Here is a 22,558-nt window from a genome sequence, read left to right on the forward strand (position 1 = left end):
CGACCGCGACCGCTGGCGCGCCGTCATCCGCGACGTCGAGAAGGCCTTCGCCGAGGAGGGCACCGGAGCCGCCATGCGGGCCCTCTCCGCCGCGTTCGCGACAGACGCCGGCGAACGGCGGGCGGAGGACACGCGGGTGGAGGACACGCGGGAGGAAGGCACCCGGACGGAAGGCGCGCGGGCGCAGGACGGCCCGGCCGCCGAGGGGCCGGAGCGCGTCCCGGGGGGCGCGCGGGCACCTCAGGGGGAGCCGGACCGGGAAACGATGGAGATGATGGCGCGGATCGAGAGGAACATGGAGTTCTTCATCGGCTACGAGGTGCCGCCGTTCTCCCGGTACACCCCCGACGCCACGGCGCTCAGGACGTCCCCGGTGCGCGTCGTGTCCGCCGTGGGTGAGGAGTCGGCGGGTGAGCCGCCGTACCGGGCCGCCGCCGCCGTGGCCGATCTGCTGGGCACGCGGCCCACGGCGTTCCCCGGCGACCACGGGGGCTTCGGCTCCGAACCCGAGGCCTTCGCCGCCAGGCTTCACCAGGTGCTCTCGACCACCTGAGAAGGCCCGCGCGGCGATCGCGGCGCCCGTCCCGTACCCGGGTCGGCGGATCCCGGGTCAGTCGATCAGGGCGTCGCTCACCCGCGTGTCCGGCAGGTCCAGGCTGTCACGGAGCCGGGTCGGCTTGAGGAAGAGCGCGGCGACGACGCCCACCGCGGCGATCCCGGCGGAGACCAGGAAGATGTGCCCGGTGGCGTCGCCGTACGCCGCGCGCACGACGGTCCTCGCGGCTTCGGGCAGCGCCTGGAGGTTGAGGGTGCTGCCCCCCGAGCCGGACGGCCGGATGCCCGCCTTCGCGAAGCCCTCGGCGATGCCGGTGGCGACCCTGTTGGCCAGGATCGCGCCCAGGACCGAGACCCCGATCGTGCCGCCCAGCGAGCGGAAGAAGGTGATGGCGCCGCTGGCGGCGCCCAGCTCCCGCAGCGGGACGACGTTCTGGATGACCAGCACCAGGTTCTGCATGGACATGCCGACGCCGATGCCGACCAGCAGCATCGCGGCCGACACGATCACCAGCGAGGTCTCGTGGTCGATCACGGACAGGCCGAGGAACCCGACGGTGAGCACGACGGCACCCGCCACGATGTACGGCTTGACCTTGCCGGTCTTGGACACGAGCGTCCCGGAGACCGTCGAGGACAGCAGCACGCCGAGCATCAGCGGGATGGTCAGCAGGCCGGCCTCGGTGGGGCCGTACCCGCGGCCGATCTGGAAGTACTGGCCCAGGAAGACCGATCCGCCGAACATCGCCATGCCGACCGCGAGGCTGGCCAGGATGGCCAGGGCGGGGTCACGCCTGCGGACGATGTGCAGCGGCACGACCGGCTCCTTGACCCGCGACTCCACCAGCACGGCGACGGCGAGGATGAGGATCCCGCCTCCGGCCATCGCGGCGGTCTGCCAGGAGATCCAGTCGAAGGAGTTGCCGACGAAGGTGATCCAGATCAGCAGGACGCTCACACCCGCGGCGATCAGCGTGGCGCCGGCGTAGTCGACCTTGGCGTCGGGCCGCCGGACCGTGACCACGTGGAGCGTCTTGTGCAGCAGGATGAAGGCGACGACCGTGAACGGCACGGCGATGAAGAAGCACCAGCGCCAGCCCAGCCACGAGGTGTCGGCGATCAGGCCGCCGAGGAGCGGGCCCGCCACGGTGGCCACGGCCATCACGGCGCCGAGGTAGCCGTTGTAGCGTCCCCGTTCCTTGGGGCTGATCATCGCGGCGATGATGACCTGGACCAGGACCTGCAGGGCTCCCATGCCAAGGCCCTGAATGGCGCGGAAGGCGATGAGCTGGCCGGTGTTCTGCGCGAATCCGCAGGCCAGCGAGCTCAGCATGAAGATGACGATGGATATCTGGATGAGCACTTTCTTGCTGAACAGGTCGGCCAGCTTGCCCCAGACCGGGGTGGACGCGGTCGCGGCGAGCAGCGACGCGGTGACCACCCACGTGTACTGGGACTGGGTGCCGTTGAGCGCGCCGATGATCTGCGGCAGCGCCACCGACACGATCGTGGCACTGATCATCGCCACGAACAGCGCGAGGAGCAGACCGCTCAGTGCTTCAAGGATCTCGCGATGGGTCATCGGTTCAGCGCCGGGGGGCGCGACCGCTTGTGTGCTCACGCACAGCCTCCGATAAGGATATTTCAGATAAATCAGAACAGACTGAGACAAGATACATGCCCACTGAGCAAGTTTGCGCACTGGGCATGGTTATCCGGGTAGGCTGTCCCCGTCATGGAGATCACAGCGGGTTTGCGCGAGCGCAAGAAGGCCGAGACGCGGCAGGCGGTCCACGAGGCCGCCCTGCGGCTGACCACCGAGCACGGCCTGGAAAACGTCACCGTCGAGGCCATCGCCGACGCCGCCAACATCTCGCGGCGGACCTTCTCCAACTACTTCGACAGCAAGGAGGACGCCGTCCTCTACGGCGACGAGCAGCGTATCCGCCTCCTGGTCGAGCGGATCCGCACCCGCCCCGCCGAGGAGCCGGCCTGGCGGGCGCTGCACGGGGCCGTCCACGACTTCTACTGCAAGGTCGGCGGGCCGGACAAGCAGTGGGCGGTCCGCGCCAGGCTCGCCAAGAGGCACCCCTCGCTCCTGGCCAGGCAGCTGGCCAACCACGCCAGCCTCGAACGCGAGCTCGCCCAGGTCATCGCCGAGCGCGGCGACGGCGGCCCCGGCTCGCGCCCCCAGGTGATGGCCGCGGCCTTCCTGGTCGCGCTGCGCGTCGCCACGCACATCTGGACCGACGAGCACGAGTCCCGCCCGCTGGACGAGATCATGGACGACGTTCTCGACGAGATGGCCCGCCCCTTCGACAGTGACCGGCCCACCCGGCGGGACACCTGACACGGCGCCACGCCGATACGACGCCGGTACGACGGTGAGCACGGGCGGTACAGCGGGCACGGGCGATGCGGCCGGCACAGCCGATGAGTGGTGATTGTGGCAATTCGGCCACTTCATCGCAGCCGATATCCGCCGAACAGCCGATGCACCGGATCCCCCCGCCGGGAAATCCTCGGGAAGCGCGCCGGACGGCGCGCTCACACCCCCGGCCCATCCCCTGGAGGATCCGTTGACATCGACCGTGACGACGCGCGTTCTGGTGTGCTGTGCGGTGACCGCGCTGATCGGCGGCCTGACGGCCTGTTCGGTGAACGCCGGGAACGCACGACCCGAGGAGAGGACCTTCGCCTTCAGCGGCAAGACGCTGAACGTGAAGTCGCACGAGATCCCGACCGACCTGGTCGCCGGCGACCGCGAGGACATCAAGGTCACCCGCTGGTTCGACGCCAAGATCGGCAGCTCGAAAACGCTCCGGTGGGACCTGAAGGGCGGCGTCCTCGACCTGGAGGCGGGCTGCACCGGGATCGCGTTCTGCGACGCCCGCTTCAGGGTGGAGGTGCCGCGCGGCGTCAAGGTGCTGCGCGACGGCCGCGGAACAGACCTCCGAGGAGGTGGGTGACGGCGTCCGCACGCGAGGGATCGGGCACGTCGACCCGGGGGTCGTGGCGTCCGCGCGCGTGGCCCCGGGCACAGCGGGCACCTGCCCGGCCCAGGCACGATGAGCCCGGAGTGGCGGCGTTCACACTCGGCCCCGGGCACGGCGGGACCGGGATGGCGTCACTCCCCCCGGCCTCTCCGGGGCCGGGACTCTCCCGGACCTCCGCGGAACGAGATCACGTGAAGATCGCCTGGGCGAGGGCGAGACCGAGGAACACCGCCCCCAGACCGGCGACGACCGAGGCGACGACGTTGGCCACCGCGAAGAGGATCGCGCCGGTCTCGGCCAGCCGCAGCGTCTCGTAGGAGAAGGTCGAGTACGTGGTCAGCGCCCCGCAGAACCCGGTGCCGAGCAGCAGTTGCAGGTCCGTGCCCACCGCGCCGGACAGCGCCGCCCCGGTCAGGAGGCCCAGGATCAGCGAGCCGACCACGTTGACGGTGAAGGTCCCCCAGGGGAAGACCGTGTCGTGGCGGGCCTGCACGGCCCGGTCGGTCAGATAGCGCAGCGGTGCCCCGACGGCGCCGCCGACCAGCACCGGAAGCCAGTTTTGCGGCCCGCTCACGTCGCCCTCCCGTCCCGGTGGCGCACGACCTCGACCTCGTCCAGGATGGTCAGCCCTCCGGTGAGAAGATCGTCCAGCTGTGGCAGGAAGGCACGGATCCGCTCCTCGGTGTCGACGATCATGATGGCCACCGGCAGGTCGTCGGCCATCGACAGCAGCCGGGTGGTGTGCACGATCGAGGCGGTGCCGAACCCCTCAAGGCCGTGGAAGACCGACGCCCCGGCCAGCCCGGCGGCGTGGGCACGGTGCACGATCTCGGTGTACAGGGGTCGGTGGTGCCAGGTGTCGGTGTCGTCGACGAAGATCGTCAACCGCAGCGCCCGTCCGGCTGGAATCATCGCGCTCTCCTCCTCACGCTCCTCGTTCTCGCTGTCCCCGTCGCTTTCGTCGTCCCCGCTCCCCCGCCGTTCTCGCCGTTCTCGCCGTTCTCGCCAGGAGCCGGCGGGTGGTCCACGTGCCCGCCGCCACCGCGGCCAGCGCCGCCAGGAGAGTCGCCGCCAGATAGCCGAGCGCCAGACCGGCCCGGCCGCCGGAGATCAGGCGCTCGATGTCCACGCAGTAGGTGGAGAAGGTGGTGAAACCACCCAGCACGCCGGTGGCCAGGAAGGGCCGCGCCCAGGCCGGCGCGGCCCGCGCCTCGGTGAGCACGACCAGGAGAACACCGATGAGCAGGCAACCGGCCGCGTTGACCGCCAGCGTGGTCCACGGGAAGGAGCCCGCCCCGGTCGGCCACAGCAGGGCGGCGCCGTAGCGGGCACCCGTACCGATCGAGCCACCGGCGGCGATCACCGCCAGGACACCGTGACGGGAGCGGCGGGAGCGGCGCGACTCGTCGCGCCCGCGAGCACCGGGCCGACCGGGCGGATCGGGCGGATCGGCGTCAGGGTCGACATCGGGGTCGATGGGCTCGGTCGCCACCGTGAACCTCGCCTGCTTCGGACGCATCCCTCTCCCTGCACGTGGCGGGCGCCCGGCGTGGCCGCGCGGGCACGACATGTCACGGGTAGGGACCGTTGGCGGCAACGGGTGCGGCGGTTGGGTGCGGCGGGCCCCACCGCCGCGGGACCCCCGCGTCGGCGGGATCCACACCTCTCAGCCTAGCGCGACCGCTTCACGATCATCCCCGCGGCCGCTCTCCGGACCCGCGGTCGGCGGGAGGGCGCCGGACGTGTCCGATGTCAGCCGTCCGTCCCGGCGCCGCCGGTGGTCACCCGGTTGCCGGCGTCGAAGGAGCGGACGTGGACGCGCCGCCCGACGGGCTCGCCGTCGCCGAGCAGGGCGAGTGTCTCCTCGTCCCCGTCGGCGGTCGTCGCCAGGAAGCGGCGGCCGTCGGCCTCCAGCCGCCCGACCACGATGCCGAAGCGGGTGCCGGCCCGCCGGTGCCTGACGGTGTAGGTCTCGATCGTGCCCCACCCGTCAGCCCGGACGGCCTGCCGGACGGCGGGCCAGGCGTCGATCTCGGCCTGCAGCTCGGCGCCGCGGTCCTGGCGCCACCCGGCGGGGGTGGTCGAGTAGACGCCGACCGAGTACTTGCTCAGCATCCCGCCGTTGGCCCCCACCATGCCGTACGAGCCGGGCCTGGCGCGCAGCCGCTGGACGATCTCGGCTATCGCGTGCGCCGAGTAGTTGTTGCCCGCTCCGCCGAAGAAGGGCAGGCCACCGGTGACCGTCAGCCCGCGCGGGTCGTCGGCGGCCAGGCCGAGGCCGTCGCAGATGTTGGAGACGGCGATCGGGAAGCAGCTGTACAGGTCGATGGCGTGCAGGTCCTCCACCCCGATACCGGCCAGGTCAAGGGCGTGCTCGGCGGCCATGACCGAAGCCGGTCCCCTGCCGAGGTCGGCCCGGTCCAGCAGGTCGCGCTCGCGCAGGTCGGCGTGTCCGTGCAGGAAGACCCACTTCTCCACGGGGACGCCGAGACTCCTGGCGGCGGCCACGGACATCAGCAGGACGGCCGCCCCCTGATTGACCTTCTCGCGCGCGACGAGGTAGCGGGTGTAGGGCTCGGCGATGAACCGGTTGTCCTCGGTCGGGGTGACCAGCTCGGCGGGGCCGCGCTCGACGGGGGCGGCGGCGTGCGGGTTGGCGGCGGCGACCTTGGTGAAGGGGGCGAACAGCGCCCCCATCCCGGCCGCGTACTCCTGCCTCGTCTGCCCGAGGCGGGCCCGGCGCGCGTTGTCGAGCAGGGCGTACTGGCTCGGCGCGCCCGCCAGCCCGTGCGCGGCCAGGAACCGGGAGGTCATGCCTTCGAGCCCGTAGCCCCGGTCCTCCAGGTCGCCCTCGACGGTCTCCCCGAAATCGGGCCTGTCCTCGGCCCCGGCCAGGTGCAGCACCGTCGAGATGGCCTCGGACCCGAAGACGAGGGCCACCCGCGAGGATCCCGCCGCGATCGTCGCGGCGAGCTCGTTGACCAGGTGCTGGGGCCCCTGCCCGCCGGCCACCTCCAGGATCGCCCGGCCGGGGTTCGCCCCCACCCGGCCGGCGACGGAGCGGGGGTAGTTGGTGGACCTGCCCAGCGGCGAGGGAACACCGGGCGCGGAGATCTCGAACTGGCGTACTCCCGCCACGGTGTCGACGGCGGCGGCGACCGCCGCGCCGTCCGCGCCGGTGTCGGCGACGGCCTCGCGGGCCGCTGCCGCCGCGAGCCCGACGGGCGACAGGCGCCGGTAGCCGGGCTCGCCGATCCGCTCGGACGACTGCCCGACGCCCACGAGCACCGGCGTACGGGGATCGAGGCCCTCGAAGGTCATCTTCACGCTCCAGCGGATTCGGGGATGGGGTCCGTCACCGCCCCGGGCAGATGCGTCCTGGTCACCCGTGAAAGATGATGTGAACAGGTACGATTTATAGACGAATATCGTCCTTAAACAGGATGGAGCGTATCCCCGCCCTCCGAAGCCCGGCAAGCCTTCGCACCCCGAGGCTTCGAACCTTCAGGCCTCGAAGCCTGGCGGATCTTCACACCCCGAAACCAGGCAGAACCTCCCCGGGAGCCGGGCGGGCCTGACCTTCGTGGCCCCGTCCATCGTGTGCCGGCGCGCCGGCCGCGTCTAGGATTTCGACCGATGTCCCCTCGGGAGGTGACAGCAGTGCCCTCACCCGCGACCGGTGCCGCCGGGCCCGGTCGGCCCCGCGACGCGGAGGTGGGCCGGAAGGCCCTCCGGGCGGCGATGGAGATCTACGCCGAACTCGGCTGGGCCAAGTTCACGCTCGACGCGGTGGCGCGGCGGGCCGGGATCGGCAAGGCGGCGATCTACCGGCGCTGGCCCACGCGGGAGAGGCTGGTCACCGACGCGATCGAGTACGCCCTCCTGCTGCCCGCCATCTCCACCGACACCGGCACCCTGCGCGAGGACCTGCGCGAGCTCGCCCGCTCCATGATGGAGCACTACCTCGGCCCCCACGGGCTGGCGGGCCTGCGGCTGCACGTCGAGGCCCGCGCCCACCCCGGCCTGTTCGCCGACATGTCGGCCACCATCCGGCGCTCGCGGGTGCGGGAGGCCCGGGCGATCATCCGCCGTGCCATCGCGCGCGGGGAGCTGGGCGAGCGGGCCTCCCCCACCCTCATCCTCGACACCCTGCTGGGCGGGGTGCTCAACCACGTGCTGGCCACGCCGGAGGAACTGCACGCGGAGATGGCCGCGCGCAGCCCCGGGTACGTCGACGACCTCACGGCCTTCGTCCTCACCGCCGCCACGACGATCTACCCACCGGAACGGTCACCCGGACAGCCACCGGAGTAGCCGCCGCGCCGGCGCCTCGCGGCACGGACGGCCTCCGAGCCGCGGGCCCTGCCCGGGATCACACTGCCCGCAGACCCGCGAGAGCGAGCCTGAGGACCCGTTCGCGCTGGGCGTCGTCGACGTACTCGACGGTGCTGATGCCCGAGATCATGCGCAGGATGTCGTCGATCGACGGTTCCGGCCGCGCGACTCCGGCTCGTTGCGCGCGTTCGAGCAGGGGGCCGCCGGCGTCGCGCATCGCCTTGCGGCAGGCCTGGAAGCTGTCGGTGGTGCGGTTGAGCGCGTCGGCGAAGGCGAGCTTGGCGCCGATGTACTCGACGAAGCGGTGCAGCCAGGTCACGAGCGCCTCCCACGCCTCGAGGTCGTCGAGCTCGGCGGCCACGCGGCACAGCGCCTCGACCTCCTCGCGGTGGACCTCCTCGACGAGATCCTCGCGGGTGGGGAAGTTGCGGTACAGGGTGGCGATGCTCACCCCGGCCCGCCGGGCGATGTCCTCGAGCGAGGCCTGCGCCCCGATCTCGGCGAACGTCTCCCGGGCCGCCACGAGCAGGGCGTCGAAGTTGCGGCGGGCGTCCGCCCGTTTCGGGCGCCTCGAACCGAGGACGGGCTCCACGTCACCTCCCGGATTGACAACCGTAGGATCCCTACGCTTAAAGTGTAGGGGCACTATCAGTTCTGAGTCTATGTGCCGCGAGCATGAGGGAGCGAGAGATGTCCGCCGAAACCATCGCCCTGGTCACGGGCGCCAACAAGGGTGTGGGCCTGGCCACGGCCCGCCAGCTGGCCGAGCGCGGCCTCACCGTGCTCCTCGGCAGCCGTGACGCCGAGCGCGGCGCCCGGGCGGCCGAGGAACTCGCCGAGGCAGGGATCACGGTGCGGCCCGTGCGGATCGACGTCACGGACGACGAGTCGGTCAGGAGGGCGGCCGAGTTCATCGGCCGCGAGTACGGCCGCCTGGACGTGCTGGTGAACAACGCGGGGACGCTCATCCGCAGGCACGCGACCGAGGTGTCGGGCGATGACATGCGCGCGGAGTTCGAGACCAACGTCTTCGGGACGGTGCGGGTCGTCCACGCGATGCTGCCGCTGCTGCGCGAGTCCTCCTCGGCCCGGATCGTCAACGTCTCCAGCGATTCCGCCATGTTCGCCAACGCCACCGAGAAGGGCTCGATGTTCGCCCTCTCGCACGATTCGTTCGCCTACTCCGCGACGAAGACCGCGGTGAACATGCTGACCGTCAAGTACGCCAACGCCTTCCTCGACGATCCCGAGCTGGCACACGTGAAGATCAACGCGGTGACGCCGGGGTACGTCGCGACCGATCTGAACGACTTCAACGGCGTGCGCACCACGGACGAGGGCGCGCGCGCCTCGGTGTACTGGGCCACCGTCGGCGACGACGGCGAGACGGGCGGCTTCTTCGACGACCGGGGCCGGGTGCCCTGGTGACCCCGCTCGCGCCGGGCGCCCTCGTCGGCGGAGCGGTCGCGACAGGCTCGGGCGGCGTCCCTGAACCGCCGGGAGGACCTGGAAACGGGGTCACCCAAGGCCCCCGGGGGCTCCCGTGATCACGGATCGAGTTGCCTGACCATGATCCGGCAGATCTCCGGGCGGAGTTCACGCCCGCCGCCGGGATGGTAGACGACCTCCGTCGTGGCCACCTGGCCGTGGGGCCACTCGGCGTACCCCAGGCGGACGTACAGCCGCTGGGCGTCATGGTTGTCCAGGCCCACGCCGAGGGCGACCTGTTTGTGGCCCAGGTCCCAGAGCCGGTGTTCGGCCGCCCTGAGGAGTCCGGTGCCGATCCCCTCGTTGCGCCGTCCAGCGACGACCTCCAGGTGCGTGATCAGCGCGACGTCCGGCAGGTGGGCGCGCAGTTCGGGCTCCTCGGCGGCCGCCAGCCAGACGTAGACGTCCCCCACCGCCACACCGCCCGTCGCGCCGTCCTGCCAGGCGACGAGGAGCAGCCCGTGACCGCTGCCCTGCAGGATCAGCCGCTCGCCGAAGTACTCCTTCTGGCCGAGCGACCGGACCATGGCGGGAAGATCCCGGTCAGTAGCCTGTCGTATGTCGGCTGTCACCACGAACAACACATTCACGGCTAAATGTCTGGAAAATCAAGAGTTCATTTCAATCCGGCATATCCGTGCAGGGGACTCTCGCCATTTCCGACCAACCATTTCATGGCGTCCGTGGTGCCGGTCCCGAGCACGGGCAACCGGCGCAGGTGCTCCGCCCACCGGCGGCGGTCCTGCTCCCAGGCTCTGACGTAGGAGACGCAGAACCCGGCCTCGATCCGGCTGAGGCGGCCGAGGGCGGCCAGCAACGAGGCCTCCATGGCCCCGCGGTCCGGCCGCGAACCCGCGGGAAGACGTCTGACCCGCCGCAGCACGTTCTCGAGGAACTCCCTCCTCGCCAGCAGGAAGCGGCTCCAGTGCCGTACGTCGGTCGCGCCCCGCCAGCCCGTGCCCGTCCGCTCGTCGAGGAGCCAGTAGACGCCCTCGGCGAGCACGTCGCCGAGTTCCTGGTCCCGGGCCCGGGCGGGCCGGTCGAAGGGGTCGTACGGCCGCTGCTTCACCATTCCCGTCACCGCGAGCCGGCGCAGCGACGTCTCCCCCAGCAGGTAGAACCAGTCCTCGTTGTAGATGTTCGGGAAGAAGGAGGGGAAACGGGTCGTCTCGACCGCGAGGGCGCCGCCGCCCACGAAGGACTCCTGGTGCCCGTCGGTCTCCCGGTGCGCGTGACACACCACCGAGTTGTCGGGGTAACCGCCGATGTGCATGCCCACCACGTCGTAGGTGTCCAGCAACGCGGCGGCCCGCGCGACCTCCTCGTGCCCCCCGACCTCGATGTCGTCGTCCAGGAAGACGATGCGTTTCCAGCCCATCAGGCGGGCCAGGAGAAGTCCCGTGTTCCGCTTCGCGCTGAGATCGGTCGACCGTTCGAACAGGGTGCCCCGGAGCAGCTCCGTCGTCATGAGGTCGGGCAGGTTCAACCGGCCCACGTCGTCGATGTCGATCGCGACGAACTCCACGTTGACCGGCACGATGGTGGCCGCGCGCCTCGCGCTGCTCCACCTGCCGCTGTGCAGGGAGACCAGGGGGCAGCGCAACGCGCCCGCCAGGCGGATCGCGTGCTCCAGCCAGCGGGGATGCCGGATCGTGGGCACCACGATGGCGTCGACCTTTCCGGGCGTCCCGGTCCCGCCCGCCACCGTTTCGAGCGCTCCAGTTCCGAGCGCTCTAGTACCGGGCGCTCCTGTACCGGGCGTCCCGGTTCCGGGCGTCCCGGGAGAGGGCGCTCCGGGAGAGGGCGGCATCTTGAAGACGTCGATCAGGTGCCGGTGGGAGCCGTGATGATGCTCCGTCGCGACCCGCTTCGTCTCAGTCGCCATCGACGGGCTTCGCCCACTCGTGCAGCCTGACCGTGTCGAGGTTCCAGTCCGGCGTGACGACGACCTGCCCCTGGATCCTGACCCGGGTGAGAATGCCGTACGACCGCGCGTCGCCGAAACGCGTCCGCAGGAACATCGCGTTCCTGTCGCGGAAACGTTCGTCGGTCAGTGCCCGGACGGCCCCGTACACGCCTCGGGCGTACATCCCGTTGCAGATGGTCAGCGTGCGCAGGACATTGTCGGGATTCACGCCGCGATAGAAGAAGGCGACGTCCTCCAGCAGTTGCAGGCCCTCGTCCGACTTCCGGGTGAGGGGGTGGTGCCTGCGCGTCTCGCCGTCCTCGTCGACCTCGAAGTAGGGGCCCTTCTCCCCGGCCCAGTCGGGCACCTGCCGGACCGGAAGCTCGATTCTCGCGAGCATGGACGCGGTGACCTTGTTCCAGTCCACGCCGCCCAGCAGCACCAGGTGAGTGGTGAGGTCGTCCGACTTCAGGTCCTCGGTCACCCGGACGGTCACCAGGCTCTGGGGGTTCGCGGCGCGAAGGTGCCCGTGCAGCTCGAACAACGAGTCCAGGTCCGAGTATTTGTAGAGCTCGATGTAGTCGGCGCTGGCGGGGTTCGCGTACGGGATCCTGGCCAGGTCCACCTCCGGGACCTGCGAGCAGATGATCGTGATCGGCCGGCCGTCCGCGAAATGCCAGGGGCCCTCGCGGAAGGCGTCCACCGGTGCGCTCCTCTCCCCGGCGAGCGTGACGGCGATCTGCGACCGCAGCGCCTCGTTGCGCAGGCGGGTCAGCTCGTCCAGCAGCGCGGCGCGCCGGTCGAGCTCCTCCACCGTCAGTTCGGACAGCGGGAGCACGCGGGCCTTCCCCTCCGCGACCGACCGCCGGGTCGCGAAGAACGCCGCGTACCCCTCGATCCTGGACAGAGGCGGGATCCTGGGCGTGTGAACGGACTCCCACGACGAGATCAGCGGAGCGCTGACCCCGAGGGCCTCACGAAGTTGCGCCTGTGTGATCCGCGTATCAGGCCATCGGCGATCACGGAGTTCGCGTAACCGGATCGCCAGCGCGGTCGACGCGGAGTTGCCGCCCCTCATCTCAGCCTCATTCATCTGAACTTCAGTCACCCCACTAAACATCAATTTTGAGTGCGGTGTCGATGAAGAATCCGCAGCTGAGGCATTAAAAGCAGTCCGACATGCGAAGACGCGCGTACGAGGCGACGTCATTCTAGTCAGTTTTCTGTAGCCGTCGGGGCAGCATTGGGAGGTTCAGCGAGGGAATCATCGAATGGAAGGAAATTTCATTTAATTAACTGAAGTTAACTAAAGTCGACCTGAGGGAGGTGGATCATGCCGGGCGACCGAGACGCCCACGACCCGGCAGCGAGTGGCACCCCGACAGGAAAGACCGCGAACACCCTTCGGCGAGCCCGATCGTCACTTCGTCAGCGGAGGTGTCCGCACGGCAAGGCATCCGACCGAGCATGTCTTCGTACCAGGGAACCCCAATGACAACACTGCCTGCTCACCTCGCCGCGGCGATGCCGAGTTTCGTCGACAGCGTGGATCTGACACTTCTCATCCTCGCGGCCACGATCACGCTGGTGTTCGCCGCGATCCGCTGGACGGTCCGGCGGACGCGCGCCCTTGTCATGATCATCGGAACGAGCGTCTTGCTCGTGCTCCTCACCATCCTGCTCCTGGCCTACCTAAGCACCGTCAGAACCCTCTGAGGTGGCGAGGATCCACCCGCCCTTCCCGTACGGTCACGCGTACCCGGCCGCACGGGCACGGGCGCACGAGTCCGGCCGGCCGGAACGTGCCGGGCGCCGGTCGGCGTGCGGGACTCACGTTCCCCGGCCGTGTCCGGGGGTGTCGCCGACGGGCTGAAACCGGATGTCGTGGACGGCGTCCGGGGCCGCGAGGCGCAGCAGGCTCGCGCCCTCCTCGGTCACGGCGGCCTCGTCCCGCCCCGACAGGGGTTCGAAGAGTTTGACCACCAGCGTCGCCGCGCCCCCGCGCCTGTCCCGTTCGATGCTCCAGAGTCCGCGGACGAAACCGTCGACGGTCACCGCCGCCTCGACGATGACGTGCCCGCGCCGGTCGTCGGACACCACGCGGGTCCGGTCGGCGTGGGCGAGCACCACGTTGTCGAGCGCGGCGAGGAAACGGACGGGAGCCGGGACGCCGGGGTCCGGGCGCGGCGCCTCGGGGAGGTCGAACAGCTCCCGCCCGTTCTCGTCGCCGAACACGCGCAACCGGGGCCTGAGCGACTCGATCACCTCGCCCAGCCGGGTCATGCCGCTCCACGCCTGGACGTCCCTGACCGTGGCCGGGCCGAAGGCGGCGAGATAGCGCACGACCAGTTCGCCCGGCGAGGGCTCGGCGGCCGGCGGCCGGTCGAGCCAGTGCTCGGCGAGGACGAAGGGGGTCGCGCCTCGCCGTCCCCAGGTCCCGTCGGGGGGCGGGTGCACCACCGGCAACAGGCCCTGCGCCGACCGTGCCAGCGCGACGGGGTCGCGTCCCGGCCACCGTTCGGCCAGCGCCCTGCCGAGTTCGGGCCTGGTCAGCGTGTTCGCGCCGAGGATCGTCCGCGCGGCGGCGGCCAGCTCCCCGAGGTCCAGCCCGGCGGTGGCCCTGCCGAACCCGCCCTTCTGCCAGCGGTCCAGCATCGGCTGCAGCAGCGGCCTGAGCCACAGGTAGTCCTCGGCCGCGACCAGGTGCTGGGTTCCCCGGAACAGCGTCGCGCGCACCACCTCCCGCCGGTACAGCAACCGGGTCAGATCGTCGATACGGAAGCCTTCGACCCGGGTCCACAGCCCGATGTACGGCGGGTCGGGGTCCTGGGCCTGCAAACCGACCAGGCGTTCGATCACGGTGAGCGCGGGCACGTCCGCCCGGCGCAGCAGCAGTTGCCGCTCCAGGGTCGCCCGGTTGAGTGCTCGTCGGGTGAGGGTCTCCACGCTGTCCTTCCACGTCCGCTCGCGGCGTCCCGCATCCACTCGCGCTCTCGGCATCCGCTTGCGATCGCCCGCTCGTACGATCATTCGCTCGCGGTCGTCCCGCATGTGCAGTCATCCGCTCACGACGGTGCCCCACCCGTACCCGTGTCCGGGACGCGACGCGACGCGCGAACGTCCCGTGGGTGAGCCGGTCGTCGTGCGCGCCTCGCCGACGCGCACGACGACCGGTCCGGCGTCAGGCGCCTCGATGACGGCGTCAGGTGCCCGGTCCGGTCCGGTGCGGCGTCAGGCGCCGAAGGCGGCGGCGTTCTCGCGTACCCACTCCGCGAAGGTCCTGGCCGGTCTTCCGGTGACCTTCTCCACGGTGGGCAGGACCGTGTAGCCCGCCTCGGGCGGGTCGGTCCGCATGGTCAGGAAGAACTCGACGTCCTCGTCGGAGTAGCCGGTCCGGCGCCACTCCGCGACGACCTCGTCCCTGGTGAGCTCGACGTAGCGCACCTCGCGGCCCAGGACGGTGCCGATCACGCGCACCTTCTCCGGCGGGGTCAGCGCCTGCGGGCCGGTCAGCCAGTAATCCTGGCCGGCGTGGCCGTCGGAGGTCAGCGCGGTCGCGGCGACCGCGGCGATGTCCGCCTCGTGGATCATGGCGCTCCTGGCGTCGGCGAACGCCTCGCGGACGACGCCCTCCTCCCGTACGGACTCCGCCCACTCCAGGGTGTTGGACATGAACTCCACCGGTGACAGGTGGGTCCACTCCAGGCCACCGGCCTCGACGGCCTCCTCCAGCGCGCTCTTCGTCACGTCCCCCTTGAGCACCGTCACCTTGCGCACCCCGGCCCTCCTCGCCAGGTCCACGATCTCCGTGCCGTTGGTCAGCGGCGCGAAGTCGTCCCCGCCGAAGCTGATCAGGTGTGCGGCGTCGACGCCGGAGAAGGCCTCGGACAGGCTCGCGGTGTCGGCCAGGTTGCCCGCCACCACTTCGGCGCCCTCGGGAAGGTCCGCCTTCGCCGGGTCGCGGGTGAGGGCGCGGACCCGGTGTCCGGCGGCCAGCAGCTGCTCGACGAGGGGTCGGCCGACGGTGCCGGTGGCACCGGTCACGAGAACGGTCATCGGATTTTCTGTGGTCATGGCGCAGACGCTAGAAGGATTTGCGGTCATCCCCTGTCCGCTATTGACGGAGAAGCCCGCCCCACGATGGAAACCTCGGTCGGCTGCTCCGCCTCCCGGCGCTGCCGCCGGCCCGCCGGGACACACCTCGCAGGAACCGGGCCTCTCCCAAGAGGGCCGCACCCCTACGCAACTACTGTTTGTAAACTTTCCTATTGACAAGCATTCTGCCCACCGTGTTTGATCCAAGTTAATTTAAGGGGTGAAGTTACCGGGGCGCTCCTTCGAGCCGATGGGACGGATTCCGGGGCCGTCACCTCGCCGTACGAGCCGGGGTGCCCGGCGCCAGGAGCGTACGCACCGCGGCACAGGAAGAGAAACACCACAGAGAAGAGCCACCGTGACCCCGCAGCACCCCCCACCGCCGCCCCCGGGCGCGGTCGCCGCGCCCGCCACCGCCCCCGCCCGTCCCGCCGAGACACCGGCCCGGCGTGCCCGTACCTCACCCGCGTCACGGCAGGATTCCAGGAGGACCGGATGAGGCACATCCTCATGGCGCTCGCCGTGGTCGCGGCGTTCCTGGTCGTGCCGGCCGGCACGGCGCAGGCCGCCCCGCCGACCGGGCTCACCACCGTGATCAGCCGCAACAGCGGCAAGTGCGTGGACGCGCGGGCCGCCGCGACCGCCAACGGCACCGTCGTCCAGCAGTACGCGTGCAACGGCTCGACCGCCCAGCTCTGGCAGTTCCAGCCGACCAGCGGCGGGTACTACCGGGTCAACAACGGCAACAACGCCGCCCAGGCGTGGGACGTCACGAACGTCTCCACCGCCGACAGCGCCCCCGTCCAGCTCTGGTCCTACTCCGGCGGCAACAACCAGCAGTGGCAGGCCGTGGAGGAGGCCGGCGGCTTCTACCACTTCGTCAACCGGCACAGCGGCAAGTGCCTCGACGTGCCGGGCGCCTCGATCGGGGACAGCGTGCAGCTCCAGCAGTACACGTGCAACGGCACGACCGCCCAGTCCTTCAGCCTGGGCAGCCCGCCGCCGACGGGGAACAACCCCGACCTCGGCCCGAACGTGAGCATCTTCGACCCCTCGACGCCCACCGCGACCATCCAGGCCAGGCTGAACTCGGTGTTCAGCCAGCAGCAGACCAACCAGTTCGGCGGCAACCGCTTCGCCCTGCTGTTCAAGCCCGGCTCGTACTCGGTGGACGCCAACATCGGCTTCTACACGCAGATCGCCGGTCTCGGCCTGTCCCCCGACAGCGTCACCATCAACGGCGGCGTGCACGTCGAGGCCGACTGGTTCCAGGGCAACGCCACCCACAACTTCTGGCGCGGCGCCGAGAACCTGTCGGTCAACCCGCCGTCGGGCACCGACCGCTGGGCGGTCTCGCAGGCCTCCTCGTACCGGCGGATGCACCTGCGCGGCAACCTGCAGCTCGACGACGGCGGCTGGTCGAGCGGCGGCTTCATCGCCGACTCGAAGATCGACGGCCAGGTGAGGTCGGGCTCGCAGCAGCAGTGGCTGTCGCGCAACGCCGAGTGGAGCAGCTGGACCGGCTCCAACTGGAACATGGTGTTCGTGGGCGTCAACAACCCGCCCTCGGGCAACTTCCCCGACCCTCCGTACACCAGGGTGGCCACCACGCCGGTCGTGCGGGAGAAGCCGTTCCTGTACGTCGACCAGGCCGGCGCCTACCAGGTGTTCGTGCCGGCGCTGCGGACCAACTCCACCGGCACCACGTGGGCGGGCGGCAACCCGGCGGGCTCCTCGATCCCGATCAGCCAGTTCTTCGTCGTCAAGCCCGGCCACACCGCGGCGGACATCAACGCCGCGCTCGCGCAGGGGCTGAACCTGCTGTTCACCCCCGCCGTCTACCACCTCAACGACACGATCAGGGTGACCCGGGCCAACACCGTCGTGCTCGGCCTGGGCCTGGCCACGCTGATCCCCGACAACGGCGTGACCGCGATGACCGTCGCCGACGTGGACGGCGTCAAGGTGGCCGGGCTGCTGATCGACGCGGGTCCGACCAACTCGTCCATGCTGATGCAGGTCGGCCCCGCGGGATCGTCGGCGAGCCACGCCGCCAACCCGACGTCGCTGCACGACGTGTACTTCCGGGTCGGCGGCGCGGCCGTCGGCAGGGCCACCCAGAGCCTGGTCGTCAACAGCGACAACGTGATCGGCGACCACCTGTGGATCTGGCGGGGTGACCACAGCTACGGCGTCGGGTGGAACGTCAACACCGCCGCCAACGGGCTCACCGTCAACGGCGACGACGTCACGATGTACGGCCTGTTCGTCGAGCACTACCAGCAGCACCAGACCGTCTGGAACGGCAACGGCGGCCGGACGTACTTCTACCAGAACGAGATGCCCTACGACCCGCCCAACCAGGCCGCCTGGATGAACGGGAGCACGCAGGGCTACACCGCGTACAAGGTGGCCGACACGGTCACCACGCACGAGGCGTGGGGCCTGGGCAGCTACTGCTACTTCAACGTCAATCCGGGCGTCGTGGCGGCCCGCGCGTTCGAGGCGCCGAACACGCCGGGTGTCCGTTTCCACAACATGGTGACGGTCTCGCTCGGCGGCGTCGGCACGATCCGCAACATCATCAACACGACGGGCGGACCGTCCAACTCCAGCAACAACGAGGCCAACCTGGTCAGCTATCCCTGACCGGGTCTCCCGCCGCGTTCCGGAACCTCTTCGAGGTCCCAAAGGTTCTCCCCCCGCGAGGCTCCGGCCCCGCGGGGGTTCCTTCCCTCAAGGTTCTCCCCCCGCGAGGCTCCGGCCTCGCGTGGGGTTCCTCCCTTCGCGGGCTCGCGGGGCGCCCGCCTTCCGGCCGATCGCGGCCGTCCTGACGAGGCCGTCCTGACGAGGCCGTCCTGACGAGGCCGTACGACCCTGGCAGGCCGCCCGAGATGTCACGGCTCCTCACGGACCGCCGCGAGGTGCGCGAGGCACAGGTCCGGCTCGGCGAACGGTTCGAGCCGGTCCACGGTCACCGGGGAGCCGAGTGCCGCCATCGTCCCCTGCATGAGCCCGAGGTGCAGCGGGCAGATCACCTTGCCCTGGGTCCTGACGAGTTCGAGGAACGGGCAGTGCCGCAGCCCGATCTGCCCGGTCTGCCCGGTCTGCTCGGTCTGCTCGTCGCCGCCCGCCGACCGCTCCTCCGGGGCGAACCCGATGTCGTCGAGCAGGCCCACCAGCTCGCGTACCGCCTCCTCCCGCGTGGGAGCGACCTCCGGAGCCGGGCGGCCGGCCGCCAGGGCGTCCCCCCACGCCCGTCCGGCCTCGGTCGCCCTGGCCGCGGGTTCGGGGCCCGCGGCCAGGCTTCCGGCCAGGATCTCGGCCAGCACGCGGTAGTTGCGCGGCCCGGCGAGATCCATCCCCGGCCGCGCCCGGAAGACCAGCGGCGGCCTGCCGGGACCGGCCGGTGCCGCGTGGACCCGCTCGATCTGCCCGGCGTCGACCAGGGCGTCGAGATGGAACCGCACCGTGTTGGGGTGGACGTCGAGCCGCTCGGCGATCTCGACCACGCCCAGCGGCCCCTCGGACTCGCGGAGCATCGTCAGGATGAGCCGCCGGCGACCCGCCGGCGGCGGCGCGAGGTGTTCGGCGGCCCGCGCGGACGGCGCACCGCCCGTGACGTCACCGGTCCCGCGCGGCTTCCTCGACTCGGCCATGGCCGGCTCACCTCCCCTGCGGCAGTGCCGCGACGTGCTCGTCCGGGTGGACGCGAAGACCCCGGCCGCCATCGTAGACGCGGCCGGCCGGGCGTTCCCGCACGAACGCCCGGTCCCCCGGGTCCGTACGAGGGAGCCCTATCTCACACGCCACGAACTTGAGTTTACACAAAATGTGATTGTATAAATAGGGCTGCGGGGGAGATGTCGCGTCTGACCAGGACTCAAGCGTGCCCGCCCGCCTCATGTGGAGATCATCTAGTAGTTGGAGGACCTGTGCTTTCCCCAGATTCGGCCGTGATCGTCCGTACCACCCTGCCTGCGGTCGGGGGCGCCATCCAGGACATCTCCGCACGCTTCTACGGGATGATGTTCGCCGACCACCCCGAACTGCTGCGGGAGCTTTTCAACCGTGGCAACCAGGCCAACGGCGAGCAGCAGAGCGCCCTCGCCGGGTCGATCGCCGCCTTCGCCACCATCCTGGTGCGGCGCCCCGACGACCGGCCGGACGCGATGCTCGCCAGGATCGCCAACAAGCACGCCTCGCTCGGCATCACCCCCGAGCAGTACGAGGTGGTCCACAAGTACCTCTTCGCCGCCATCGCCGAGGTCCTCGGCGACGCCGCCACCCCCGAGGTCGTGGCGGCCTGGGACGAGGTCTACTGGCTGATGGCGAACGCGCTCATCGCCCTGGAGGCGGAACTCCACCGCGCCTCCCCCGGCGAGGGCTGGCTGCGGGCCACCGTGCTCGACCGGCGGAGCGAGACCCCGGACGCGGCCTCCTTCACCCTGCGGCCGCCGATCCCCCTGCCCTTCAAGCCGGGCCAGTACGTCAGCGTCGCGATCACCCTGCCCGACGGCGCGCGGCAGATCCGGCAGTACAGCCTGTCGTGCGCCCCCGAGCGGGACGACCTGCGGATCACCGTCAAACGGGTGCGCGGCGGCGCCACCCCGGAGGGGGAGGTCTCCAACTGGCTGCACGCCAACGTCCGGGCCGGGGACGTGCTGACGATCTCCGCGCCGTTCGGCGACCTGACCCTGCCCACCGACGGCCCCCCGCTGCTCCTGGCCTCGGCGGGAATCGGCGCCACCCCGATCCTGTCGATGGTCGAGCACCTCGCGGCGAACGGTTCCGCCCGCCAGGTCACCGTCGTCCACGCCGACCGCAGCCCCGCCGACCACGCCCACCGCGACGAGCTCGGCCGGCTGGTCGACACCCTGCCCGGCGCCACCCTGCACCGGTGGTACGAGGAGGTGGGCGACTGCTCCTGCCGGCCCGCGCCCAACGTGGGCCAGGTCGACCTGGCCGGGATCGACCTCCCCGACCCCCTGGTCGCCTACCTGTGCGGGCCGCTGCCGTTCATGCGCGGGGTGCGCACCGAGCTGCTCCGGCGCGGGGTGCCCGCCTCCGACATCCACTACGAGGTGTTCGGGCCCGACCTCTGGCTCGGCCAGGACTGACCGAAGGCCGGTCATACGACGAACGAGCCCCTCCCCGGGCGGGGAGGGGCTCGTTCGTCGTCAACGATTACGGCGCGCCGGGACCGTAGTAGCCGCCCAGCTTGTCGCGGTAGTCGGGCTCCTTGTAGGTCGCCTCGTCGAACTCCGGGGCGTCCTTGATCTCCTGCTTGGTGCGCGAGACGTACACCTTGCGCTCCTGCGGATCGATCTGGTGCACCGTACCGGCCGGGAGCACCACCTTCTTGCCGAAAATCCAGAAACCGGTGTCGACGACGATGTAGCTGTCGCCTACCGCGTTGCTCTCCTCGTCCACCGAACCGATCTTGCCGTCGGTGGCCTCTACGTCGAACCCCACGAGATCCAGCGTCTGCTCGCCACTGTAGGCCTCGGGGCGGTAGCTCCACACGTTATCCGTCATGGCGTTTCTCCTCGTCAGCGAAGGTGTGACACTCGCCCTCTACCCGTCGCGCCCGCGCTAAACAGACCGTGGCGAACGTGGAGCCGTTCCGGGAAGACCCTTGACGGTCGCGTCGTGCCTCCCCGCCGAGGTCGAAGACCGGACCGGGGCCGCCGCCGTGATCACTTTCCGGCGAAGTACTCCGCCACGATCCGGGTGTGCAGCGGGAACGCCAGCTCTCGCGGCCCGTCGATCAGCAGCCACTCCGTCGTCTCGTCCGTCGCCACGACCGGCGGGAGGTCCGCCGCCCCGGTCCGCGGCCCCAGGGCGAAGACCAGCACGGTGCCGTCGGGGGCGCTGAGCACGTCGAGGAGCCGCACACCGTCCGCGTCGACGACGACGCCCGTCTCCTCGCGAAGCTCCCGTACGGCCGCCTGCTGCCACGACTCGCCCACGTCGACGAAGCCGCCGGGCAGGGCGAGCCCGCCCCGGTGCGGTTCGACGTCACGACGGACCACCAGCAGGCCGTCGTCCACCGGCAACACCATCACCGCGACCGGCAGCGGGTTGAGGTAGGAGGTGTTGCCGCAGCCGGAGCAGGTACGCGGCCAGGGCTGACCGGGGGCGAAGGCTCCGCCGCAGAAGGAGCAGTGCGAATTCTTGATCGTCACGATCGCGAGACTAGACCAGGACGAGGTCATACCTCACGCTTTCACGCCCCCTGCCGGGAATCGGTCGTGCGATCGGGTCAGAGCGTGTTTCACCGTTCTCGCCGGGGATCGGCGTCGAGGTCCGGCCCGGCGCGGTGTCCCTTTCGCGCAGGGGGCAGACTTTCCCGCGTGAAGCGAATCCTCATCATCGGTATCGGCGCGGGAAATCCCGACCACCTCACCCTTCAGGCGGTCAAGGCCATCGCCGCGGCCGACGTGTTCTTCATCCTCGACAAGGGAGAGGCCAAGCACGACCTCGTCCAGCTCCGGCAGGACCTCATCGACGCGCATGCCCACGCTTCGTACCGGCTGGTCGAGGCCCGCGACCCCGACCGCGACCGGACCACCCCCGCCTACGCGGGCGCTGTGGAGGACTGGCGGTCGCGCCGGGCCGACATCTACGAGCGGCTCGTCCGCGACGAACTCGGCGACGACGAGACCGGCGCGTTCCTCGTCTGGGGCGACCCCTCCCTCTACGACAGCACGCTGGCCATCGTCGAGGAGGTCCTCGACCGGGGCACGGTCCGCTTCGAGTACGACGTCGTGCCGGGTGTCAGCAGCGTGTCGGCGCTGGCCGCCCGGCACCGCACCAGCCTGACCCAGGTCGCGCGGCCCCTGCACATCACCACGGGCCGCCGCCTGTCCGAGGAGGGGCCCGGCGGGTCCGACGACATCGTCGTCATGCTCGACGCCCGCCACGCCTTCACCTCCCTGCCCGACACCGCCGACTTCGAGATCTACTGGGGCGCCTACCTCGGCACCCCCGACGAGATCCTGGTGGCCGGGCCGGTCGCGGAGGTCGCCGACCGGATCCGCGACGTCCGCGCCGAGGCCCGGGAGCGCAAGGGCTGGATCATGGACACCTACCTGCTGAGGCGGATCCCTCGCGCGGAGCGCCCCGAGTCTTCCTGATCCTCTCTCCAGGGCGGCGGGCGCGGCGGGATCGGCCCGACCCG

The 22,558-nt window shown here is 70.8% G+C and carries 22 protein-coding genes and 1 pseudogene; 9 read left to right on the forward strand and 14 right to left on the reverse strand.

The window, feature by feature from the left end:
- Nucleotides 1-553: pseudogene (locus tag AC5L38_RS31930) on the forward strand (hypothetical protein); the annotation flags it as partial.
- Between the two features lie 57 nt (nt 554-610).
- Here AC5L38_RS31930 and AC5L38_RS31935 read toward each other — a convergent pair.
- A complete protein-coding gene (locus AC5L38_RS31935; RefSeq protein ID WP_495246670.1) occupies nt 611-2,137 on the reverse strand; it encodes an MDR family MFS transporter in 1,527 nt (508 codons plus the stop codon).
- A 153-nt stretch (nt 2,138-2,290) separates the two neighbouring features.
- Here AC5L38_RS31935 and AC5L38_RS31940 point away from each other — a divergent pair, with 153 nt between their 5' ends.
- Nucleotides 2,291-2,905, forward strand: coding sequence for a TetR/AcrR family transcriptional regulator (locus tag AC5L38_RS31940; RefSeq protein ID WP_495246524.1), 615 nt, complete (start codon nt 2,291-2,293; stop codon nt 2,903-2,905).
- 94 nt (nt 2,906-2,999) lie between these two features.
- Nucleotides 3,000-3,524, forward strand: coding sequence for a hypothetical protein (locus tag AC5L38_RS31945; protein ID WP_495246525.1), 525 nt, complete (start codon nt 3,000-3,002; stop codon nt 3,522-3,524).
- Nucleotides 3,525-3,738: 214 nt separating this feature from the next.
- Here AC5L38_RS31945 and crcB read toward each other — a convergent pair whose 3' ends face one another.
- From crcB to AC5L38_RS31965, 4 genes are all read right to left on the reverse strand, one after another.
- Nucleotides 3,739-4,125, reverse strand: coding sequence for a fluoride efflux transporter CrcB (crcB, locus tag AC5L38_RS31950; protein ID WP_495246526.1), 387 nt, complete (start codon nt 4,123-4,125; stop codon nt 3,739-3,741).
- Nucleotides 4,122-4,463: a DUF190 domain-containing protein gene (locus AC5L38_RS31955; protein ID WP_495246527.1), complete on the reverse strand. Its 342-nt coding sequence runs from the start codon at nt 4,461-4,463 to the stop codon at nt 4,122-4,124. The genes crcB and AC5L38_RS31955 overlap by 4 nt, the downstream gene beginning before the upstream one ends.
- Before the next feature lie 13 nt (nt 4,464-4,476).
- Nucleotides 4,477-5,070: a fluoride efflux transporter FluC gene (locus AC5L38_RS31960; protein ID WP_495246528.1), complete on the reverse strand. Its 594-nt coding sequence runs from the start codon at nt 5,068-5,070 to the stop codon at nt 4,477-4,479.
- A gap of 233 nt (nt 5,071-5,303) precedes the next feature.
- On the reverse strand, nt 5,304-6,872 hold the full coding sequence (locus AC5L38_RS31965) for an acetyl-CoA acetyltransferase (protein WP_495246529.1): 1,569 nt from the start codon (nt 6,870-6,872) through the stop codon (nt 5,304-5,306).
- Between the two features lie 330 nt (nt 6,873-7,202).
- Here AC5L38_RS31965 and AC5L38_RS31970 point away from each other — a divergent pair, with 330 nt between their 5' ends.
- On the forward strand, nt 7,203-7,865 hold the full coding sequence (locus tag AC5L38_RS31970) for a TetR/AcrR family transcriptional regulator (RefSeq protein WP_495246530.1): 663 nt from the start codon (nt 7,203-7,205) through the stop codon (nt 7,863-7,865).
- A gap of 58 nt (nt 7,866-7,923) precedes the next feature.
- Here the strand turns inward: AC5L38_RS31970 and AC5L38_RS31975 are convergent, their stop codons facing one another.
- Complete coding sequence (locus tag AC5L38_RS31975; protein ID WP_495246531.1) at nt 7,924-8,478, reverse strand: TetR/AcrR family transcriptional regulator; 555 nt, start codon at nt 8,476-8,478, stop codon at nt 7,924-7,926.
- 98 nt (nt 8,479-8,576) lie between these two features.
- Here AC5L38_RS31975 and AC5L38_RS31980 point away from each other — a divergent pair, with 98 nt between their 5' ends.
- Nucleotides 8,577-9,314: an SDR family NAD(P)-dependent oxidoreductase gene (locus AC5L38_RS31980; protein ID WP_495246532.1), complete on the forward strand. Its 738-nt coding sequence runs from the start codon at nt 8,577-8,579 to the stop codon at nt 9,312-9,314.
- A gap of 119 nt (nt 9,315-9,433) precedes the next feature.
- Here AC5L38_RS31980 and AC5L38_RS31985 read toward each other — a convergent pair whose 3' ends face one another.
- The 3 genes from AC5L38_RS31985 to AC5L38_RS31995 form a co-directional block, all read right to left on the reverse strand.
- The gene (locus AC5L38_RS31985; RefSeq protein WP_495246533.1) at nt 9,434-9,901 is read right to left on the reverse strand and encodes a GNAT family N-acetyltransferase; all 468 of its coding nucleotides are present in this window, start codon (nt 9,899-9,901) and stop codon (nt 9,434-9,436) included.
- An 89-nt stretch (nt 9,902-9,990) separates the two neighbouring features.
- Nucleotides 9,991-11,259 (reverse strand): hypothetical protein, encoded by a 1,269-nt coding sequence (locus AC5L38_RS31990; RefSeq protein WP_495246534.1) that lies wholly within the window; start codon nt 11,257-11,259, stop codon nt 9,991-9,993.
- Nucleotides 11,249-12,373, reverse strand: coding sequence for a helix-turn-helix domain-containing protein (locus AC5L38_RS31995; RefSeq protein ID WP_495246535.1), 1,125 nt, complete (start codon nt 12,371-12,373; stop codon nt 11,249-11,251). Before AC5L38_RS31995 ends, AC5L38_RS31990 begins: the two co-directional genes overlap by 11 nt.
- A gap of 398 nt (nt 12,374-12,771) precedes the next feature.
- Here AC5L38_RS31995 and AC5L38_RS32000 point away from each other — a divergent pair, with 398 nt between their 5' ends.
- On the forward strand, nt 12,772-12,996 hold the full coding sequence (locus AC5L38_RS32000) for a hypothetical protein (protein WP_495246536.1): 225 nt from the start codon (nt 12,772-12,774) through the stop codon (nt 12,994-12,996).
- 114 nt (nt 12,997-13,110) lie between these two features.
- Here the strand turns inward: AC5L38_RS32000 and AC5L38_RS32005 are convergent, their stop codons facing one another.
- Both AC5L38_RS32005 and AC5L38_RS32010 read right to left on the reverse strand, forming a co-directional pair.
- On the reverse strand, nt 13,111-14,226 hold the full coding sequence (locus AC5L38_RS32005; RefSeq protein ID WP_495246537.1) for a winged helix DNA-binding domain-containing protein: 1,116 nt from the start codon (nt 14,224-14,226) through the stop codon (nt 13,111-13,113).
- A gap of 285 nt (nt 14,227-14,511) precedes the next feature.
- A complete protein-coding gene (locus AC5L38_RS32010; protein WP_495246538.1) occupies nt 14,512-15,354 on the reverse strand; it encodes an NmrA family NAD(P)-binding protein in 843 nt (280 codons plus the stop codon).
- A gap of 516 nt (nt 15,355-15,870) precedes the next feature.
- Between AC5L38_RS32010 and AC5L38_RS32015 the strand changes: the two genes are divergently transcribed.
- Entirely contained in the window at nt 15,871-18,024 is a 2,154-nt protein-coding gene (locus AC5L38_RS32015; RefSeq protein WP_495246539.1) for a pectate lyase-like domain-containing protein, read from the forward strand.
- A 248-nt stretch (nt 18,025-18,272) separates the two neighbouring features.
- On the opposite strand, the gene AC5L38_RS32020 is transcribed toward AC5L38_RS32015, so the two are convergent.
- Nucleotides 18,273-19,034 (reverse strand): helix-turn-helix transcriptional regulator, encoded by a 762-nt coding sequence (locus AC5L38_RS32020; RefSeq protein ID WP_495246540.1) that lies wholly within the window; start codon nt 19,032-19,034, stop codon nt 18,273-18,275.
- A 276-nt stretch (nt 19,035-19,310) separates the two neighbouring features.
- Here AC5L38_RS32020 and AC5L38_RS32025 point away from each other — a divergent pair, with 276 nt between their 5' ends.
- Nucleotides 19,311-20,495 carry a globin domain-containing protein gene (locus AC5L38_RS32025; RefSeq protein WP_495246541.1) on the forward strand — a complete coding sequence of 395 codons (1,185 nt, stop codon included), beginning with the start codon at nt 19,311-19,313 and terminating at the stop codon, nt 20,493-20,495.
- Nucleotides 20,496-20,562: 67 nt separating this feature from the next.
- Here AC5L38_RS32025 and AC5L38_RS32030 read toward each other — a convergent pair whose 3' ends face one another.
- Together AC5L38_RS32030 and AC5L38_RS32035 are read right to left on the reverse strand one after the other, a co-directional pair.
- The gene (locus AC5L38_RS32030; protein ID WP_495246542.1) at nt 20,563-20,913 is read right to left on the reverse strand and encodes a PRC-barrel domain-containing protein; all 351 of its coding nucleotides are present in this window, start codon (nt 20,911-20,913) and stop codon (nt 20,563-20,565) included.
- Nucleotides 20,914-21,074: 161 nt separating this feature from the next.
- Nucleotides 21,075-21,563, reverse strand: coding sequence for an NUDIX domain-containing protein (locus tag AC5L38_RS32035; RefSeq protein WP_495246543.1), 489 nt, complete (start codon nt 21,561-21,563; stop codon nt 21,075-21,077).
- 168 nt (nt 21,564-21,731) lie between these two features.
- Between AC5L38_RS32035 and cobF the strand changes: the two genes are divergently transcribed.
- On the forward strand, nt 21,732-22,514 hold the full coding sequence (cobF, locus tag AC5L38_RS32040; RefSeq protein ID WP_495246544.1) for a precorrin-6A synthase (deacetylating): 783 nt from the start codon (nt 21,732-21,734) through the stop codon (nt 22,512-22,514).
- The last annotated feature ends 44 nt before the right edge of the window (nt 22,515-22,558 follow it).

The sequence above is a fragment of the Streptosporangium nanhuense genome, from assembly GCF_059358815.1.

Coding starts and splice junctions, on each gene's coding strand:
- AC5L38_RS31935 (WP_495246670.1), bottom strand. CDS start 2,137: ATGACCCATCGCGAGATCCTTGAAGCACTGAGCGGTCTGCTCCTCGCG.
- AC5L38_RS31940 (WP_495246524.1), top strand. CDS start 2,291: ATGGAGATCACAGCGGGTTTGCGCGAGCGCAAGAAGGCCGAGACGCGG.
- AC5L38_RS31955 (WP_495246527.1), bottom strand. CDS start 4,463: ATGATTCCAGCCGGACGGGCGCTGCGGTTGACGATCTTCGTCGACGAC.
- AC5L38_RS31960 (WP_495246528.1), bottom strand. CDS start 5,070: ATGCGTCCGAAGCAGGCGAGGTTCACGGTGGCGACCGAGCCCATCGAC.
- AC5L38_RS31965 (WP_495246529.1), bottom strand. CDS start 6,872: ATGACCTTCGAGGGCCTCGATCCCCGTACGCCGGTGCTCGTGGGCGTC.
- AC5L38_RS31980 (WP_495246532.1), top strand. CDS start 8,577: ATGTCCGCCGAAACCATCGCCCTGGTCACGGGCGCCAACAAGGGTGTG.
- AC5L38_RS31985 (WP_495246533.1), bottom strand. CDS start 9,901: ATGGTCCGGTCGCTCGGCCAGAAGGAGTACTTCGGCGAGCGGCTGATC.
- AC5L38_RS31990 (WP_495246534.1), bottom strand. CDS start 11,259: ATGGCGACTGAGACGAAGCGGGTCGCGACGGAGCATCATCACGGCTCC.
- AC5L38_RS31995 (WP_495246535.1), bottom strand. CDS start 12,373: ATGAATGAGGCTGAGATGAGGGGCGGCAACTCCGCGTCGACCGCGCTG.
- AC5L38_RS32000 (WP_495246536.1), top strand. CDS start 12,772: ATGACAACACTGCCTGCTCACCTCGCCGCGGCGATGCCGAGTTTCGTC.
- AC5L38_RS32010 (WP_495246538.1), bottom strand. CDS start 15,354: ATGACCACAGAAAATCCGATGACCGTTCTCGTGACCGGTGCCACCGGC.
- AC5L38_RS32015 (WP_495246539.1), top strand. CDS start 15,871: ATGAGGCACATCCTCATGGCGCTCGCCGTGGTCGCGGCGTTCCTGGTC.
- AC5L38_RS32020 (WP_495246540.1), bottom strand. CDS start 19,034: ATGGCCGAGTCGAGGAAGCCGCGCGGGACCGGTGACGTCACGGGCGGT.
- AC5L38_RS32030 (WP_495246542.1), bottom strand. CDS start 20,913: ATGACGGATAACGTGTGGAGCTACCGCCCCGAGGCCTACAGTGGCGAG.